This is a genomic window from Acidimicrobiales bacterium (genome assembly GCA_035533095.1).
Taxonomy (GTDB): domain Bacteria; phylum Actinomycetota; class Acidimicrobiia; order Acidimicrobiales; family Palsa-688; genus DATLUM01.
The window spans coordinates 1-4,259 of sequence record DATLUM010000010.1; the positions used below are offsets into that span (position 1 = coordinate 1).

Annotated in this window: 5 protein-coding genes; 2 read left to right on the forward strand and 3 right to left on the reverse strand. The window is 67.4% G+C overall.

Annotation, left to right across the window (positions count from 1 at the left end; translation table 11 throughout):
• A partial coding sequence (locus VNF71_01000; protein HVA73126.1) for a hypothetical protein occupies positions 1-205 on the forward strand: 205 nt, incomplete at its 5' end.
• On the opposite strand, the gene VNF71_01005 is transcribed toward VNF71_01000, so the two are convergent.
• Genes VNF71_01005 through VNF71_01015 form a run of 3 tightly spaced genes read right to left on the reverse strand, consistent with a single transcriptional unit; the run spans position 202 to position 3,502 of the window.
• The gene (locus tag VNF71_01005; GenBank protein HVA73127.1) at positions 202-2,346 is read right to left on the reverse strand and encodes a Tad domain-containing protein; all 2,145 of its coding nucleotides are present in this window, start codon (positions 2,344-2,346) and stop codon (positions 202-204) included. The two genes, VNF71_01000 and VNF71_01005, sit on opposite strands and share 4 nt — an antisense overlap.
• Positions 2,346-2,939, reverse strand: a complete 594-nt coding sequence (locus VNF71_01010; GenBank protein ID HVA73128.1) for a TadE/TadG family type IV pilus assembly protein — start codon at positions 2,937-2,939, stop codon at positions 2,346-2,348. The genes VNF71_01005 and VNF71_01010 overlap by 1 nt, the downstream gene beginning before the upstream one ends.
• The gene (locus VNF71_01015; protein HVA73129.1) at positions 2,936-3,502 is read right to left on the reverse strand and encodes a TadE/TadG family type IV pilus assembly protein; all 567 of its coding nucleotides are present in this window, start codon (positions 3,500-3,502) and stop codon (positions 2,936-2,938) included. The genes VNF71_01010 and VNF71_01015 overlap by 4 nt, the downstream gene beginning before the upstream one ends.
• Before the next feature lie 51 nt (positions 3,503-3,553).
• On the opposite strand from VNF71_01015, the gene cpaB reads away from it, so the two are divergent.
• On the forward strand, positions 3,554-4,259 hold a 706-nt coding region (gene cpaB, locus VNF71_01020; GenBank protein ID HVA73130.1), incomplete at its 3' end, for a Flp pilus assembly protein CpaB.

Genomic DNA, 4,259 nt, shown 5'->3' on the forward strand with positions numbered 1-4,259 from the left:
GGCCAGCCGCGACCTCAAGCGGGCCGAGATCGCGGGCCTGCTGGTGTCGCAGAAGCATCCCCAGCTTGGCGTGACCTACCGGGCGGGCAGCTTCCTCATGCAGGCGGTCGCCTACGGCCTGGGCCTGAACTTCGGCGAGGCGGAGGCGGTGAGCGCCGACTCGATCGTGAACAAGGTTCTGGCCAGCATGCGGGTAACCCGCTAACCGGTCAGCCTCGTACCGCCCGGCGCCGGGGCGAAGTCCTTGCTGAAGTCGAGGGTCAACGGCGTGGGCGGCGTGCTCGTGACCTGGTTGATGGAGATCGAGTAGGCGACGATCCCGCCCATGTATCCGTAGAACCCGGCATAGCCCTGGATGTTGAAGGCGACACCGGGCGAGTAGGTCATTCCGATCGCCGCGCTGTTCACCTCGCCGTCCCACACGTTGGCGCGAGTCGCGGTGTTCGTGCACGAGGTCGTCGAGGGCGGCACGTAGTTAAGCAGCCAGTCGTACTGGTAGCCACTGAAGACATAGGCGTCTCCGCCGGTGCCGGAGCTGAAGCCGGGAGCCGTGTTCCCGAGGTTGAAACAGTCCCCATTGGTCGCGTACATCTCGACGCCTCCGGGCGTGATGGAGGCAGGACAGATCGCGTTCGCCCCGGCGCCGGTTGCGCATTGGTTCTCGTTGGCTCGATCACCGGTGCCAGCCGTGGCTCCCCGCGCCGGACCCTGGTTAGGAAGCGTGGAACTGCCCTTCCAGGGGGAGGTCTCCGAACTAGGCGGGTACGCTTTGGCGGTGTCGGCGGGGGCGTTGACGTCGGGTGCCCAGAGAGGGTTGGGGCTGTTGGTCAGGGTGTCGCTGTTCCAGCTCTCGGTGGACGATCCGAGCGGCACCGTTTCAGTGGTCAAGTTCGGGATGCTGTCCACAGCGACCAGGCCGAACGGGCCGGCGCAGGTGCTGCTGCCGCCCGCCGTCGGAGGCGGCGCGGCATAGACGTTGTAGCCGCCGAAGCCGGCGAGGCTGTGGGCTGCGCCGGGAACGTTGTCAACGGTCACCCCGAGGGTCTTGTCGGAACCTGAGACGGCCAGCTGGTGGCACATCGACGGAGCGCTCTCGCGGAGGTATGTCACCGAGCCGATCGTCTCGCTGCGAAGCGATGTGACCACCACCGACCAGGTGCCATCCTCGATGCCCTTCCCCGAGGAAGTGCCCGAACTGAGAGAGATGGAGCAGCCTGTGAACGTGGTCAGGCTGCAGGTGCCGCTGGCCGGGCCGCCGCAGGCCGCCGCGTTGTCGTCCCAGAACTGATGGGGGGACCGCGTGGTGTTGTCGTTATAGACCGGCTCATCGGGCGGCTTCAGCTCATTGCTGATCAGACCCTTGTTGACGGTCAGTCCAGCCTGCCACTGGTAGACGCCGGCGTCGAGGAAGTAGCAGGTCGCGCCTGCCGAGCCAAAGTTGGGATCGGTCGCGTAGCTGCCCGGAGACAGCACGACGTTCGAGGGGGAGAAGACCACCGAGGCAGGCGTGGTGGGGGCGTTGAAGCCCGGGTCAGCGAAGTGGTTCCCGGTGCTGAGAAGGCGTCCCGGGATGTTGTTGGAGGCCGTGCAGACGCCGCCCACGGGCGCGGCCCCGCCGGGCCAGCAGTAATAGCTCAGGTGGTGGTTGGGATCGGTGGGCGCCGCGCAGCGCGTGAGCACGTTGCCCGCCACCTGCGCGTAGGACGCCGAACCGATATTGACGGTCCCGTCGGCAACCACATCGCCGATGACCGTCACGCCAGGGCTCGGCGTGTTGCTCACGTTGACCGAATTCCCGGCCGTTCCGAAGCAGCCGCTCGAGCTCAGGCCTGCCAGCGCCGGCGTCAGCGCCTGGTCCGAGGCCGTGGCCGCCCCGGTCGCCCTGACCGTGATCGTCGGCGCCTGGCCGAGCACCTGCATGAGGCTCAGATCGACGGTGGTCTGGCCGGAGAGGGTGAAAGTCTGTCCGGCGGGTCCGTCGTCCTCTGCCGAGATCGTTAGCTGGTAGCTGGTGGTTCCATAGGTGCAGGTCATGGAAAGCGCGGTTCCCGGCGCGCCGGGCGTAGGTGCGACCGAGCCCGGGCTGCACGAACGGCTCGTGTAGACCCGGTTGTCGGTTGAGAACTCAGCCCCGGCAGTCGACTCCGCGCTCGACCAGCCGCCCGGGTTGTTCTGGTAGTACTCGGCGGCGGCCAGCGCGGCGTTGTCGACGGCGTCCTGCAGGATCTGGCGGCTGTCGAAGGCGCGGGCGCTGTCGATCGCAAGGGCGACGAAGCCCACCAGCACCGCCATCATCAGCGCGATGAGGACGATCGCCTGGCCGCGTTGACCCCGCCGGGAGCTCATCAGTACTCCGTCCTGGCCAGCACTTGGAGCCTGAACACCACGTGGTTGCCGATCACATTGCTCACCAGCGGCGTGACGGGGACGAAGTTGTAGACGACGGTCACCTGCAGCATCTCCTGGCCCACCGCCGGGTTGACGGCGCTGCAGGAGCCCGAGGCCGCCGGGGTGTCTCCGCCGGCCGCGTTGGGCGAGGGGGTCGCCTCCGGCGCTCCGCCGGCAACCACGCCTGGCTCGGTGGTGTAAACCCAGGCGACCCCCGGCGAGGGCACGGTGACCGGGATCGGCCCATTGGGACAGGTCGGCACCTGGATCGTCGCTCCGGGAAAGTGGACGCTCGCGGTGCAGGTGACCCCGGTGTTGGTCGGCAGCAGGGAGGTCGTCCCGACCGGTGTGCAGTTGGTCGTGTCGTTGACGGGGATTCCGTAACGGGTCGCCGCGTGGGCGGCCTCGCGGGCCGCGTTGCCGGCGGCGACATAGAAATAGAGCGCGCGCCCGAAGTCGATGATCCCGAAGGTCAAAAGCAGCAGCACCGGAGCCACCAGGGCGAACTCGGTCATGGCCTGCGAGCGCTGACCGCGGTATCGATGGCTCATGCGCCCTGGATCCGGGAGTGCAGGCTGGTCGCCAGGCCGAGGTTGCCGCCGAGTGGGGTCGGTATCGCCGCCGTCATCGGCGCGTACGCCATCACTACCACGACGTTGAGATCCTTGCCGGCCAAGCCGGTCGCCGCTGTGGTCGGGTAATCCGTACCGACCGAGCCCAGGTCGTCGTAACAGATGTAGAGCCAGGGTTGATTGCCGACCGGTGGGAACGAGGCGTTGCCGTACGGTGGGTTGTACTGGGTGTTGCCAAGGCCGGTTGGACAGATCCCGGCGCTTTTGAGCACCGAGGCCGGGAGGCCGCCGGCGAGCAGCTGGCTGTCGACCACCGACTTGATGTCGGCGTCGTCGAGGTGGGGATTGGAGTCGGTCCCCGCGTCGAAGATCGACCCGTAACGCGAGCCCTCGCGGACGGCTGACTGGAGGACGTCCGCGTAGTGGATGGCCCGGGTTAGGTCGACCAGGCCGCCGAAGAGCAGGACCAGGACCACCGAGGAGATGGCGAACTCGGCCAGCGACTGGCCGCGCTGACCTCGGCGCGGGCGCGGGGCGTGCACTAGAATCTCCGCCGGGCGGGAGGCCGCTCGAGGGAGACAGTCTTGGTCAACATGCAGGAAGCGATCACCACGGCCCGGCGGCGGCGGCCGTTCACCATCCTGGGCATGGTCCTCGCGCTGATCACCCTCGGGGCCTTTCTCTTCGTCGCCACCCGCGGGAGCGGCAGCGCAACTCCGAACTTCGTCCCCGGCAACAACAACACGGGCAATCTCTCGGAGGTGGTGGCCAAGGTCGACATCCCCGCCCGGGCGACCATCACGTCCGACATGCTGACCGTGTCGAAGGTGACCGCCGCCGCGCCGCAATCGTTCGCCCGCGTCTCCGATGTCGCAGGCAAGACGCAGCACTTCCCGTTGATCGACATCAAGCAGGGCCAGCCGGTGCTGGCCAACGAACTGGTGACCTCCTTGACGTCTCCGTCGGGGATTGCTCAGGGATTCCTCGACATACCTCAGGGCTTTGTCGCCATGACGATTCCCACCAGCGAGGAGACGGGGGTCGCCGGCTACATACAGCCGGGCGATTATATCGGCATCATCGCGGTGGTCGACAAGGCCGGGGTGACGACGTCGAAGACCGTCTTCAACAACGTTCACGTGATCCGCGTGGGCACCGCGACAACCACGATCGCGCCAGGTCGAACCGGCCCCACCGCGACCGTCAGCTCGGGGACCGGCTCCAGTCTCACGGTGGTGATGAACGAGTGCGACGCCGAGTACATGACCTGGTTCCTCGCGGCGGCGACCCTGCGCTACA